Origin of the sequence: Marinobacter iranensis (genome assembly GCF_029207565.1) — a bacterium.
GTDB lineage: Bacteria > Pseudomonadota > Gammaproteobacteria > Pseudomonadales > Oleiphilaceae > Marinobacter > Marinobacter iranensis.
The window spans coordinates 1-279 of the sequence record NZ_JANCMW010000094.1; the positions used below are offsets into that span (position 1 = coordinate 1).

At 70.3% G+C, this 279-nt stretch carries 1 pseudogene; it reads right to left on the reverse strand.

The annotated features are described in order from the left end of the window. Nucleotides 1–279, reverse strand: a pseudogene (locus tag NLU14_RS21575) (hypothetical protein); the annotation flags it as partial.

Here is a 279-nt window from a genome sequence, read left to right on the forward strand (position 1 = left end):
TAAGTCGGCACCGGACCGGAATAGGCAACTGGCTGGAAGCCTGATGACGACGCGATGGCCTTCGGCGCGGCGGGCGCGGCCGGAAACACCAGGCTGGTAGCGGCGGAAGCCACCACAACTGGTTTCGGCTTCGGTGTCGGCAGGTCGCCACCCATGCGAGCCGACAGCGTGCTGACGCGCGCGCCGGTCTGGGTCGTCGTAGCCTGCGGCTGGGCTGCAGATGCCTGCACGGTTTGCTGGCCGGCCGCCTGCGTCGCCGTGGTAGCCGGCTGGGCAGCC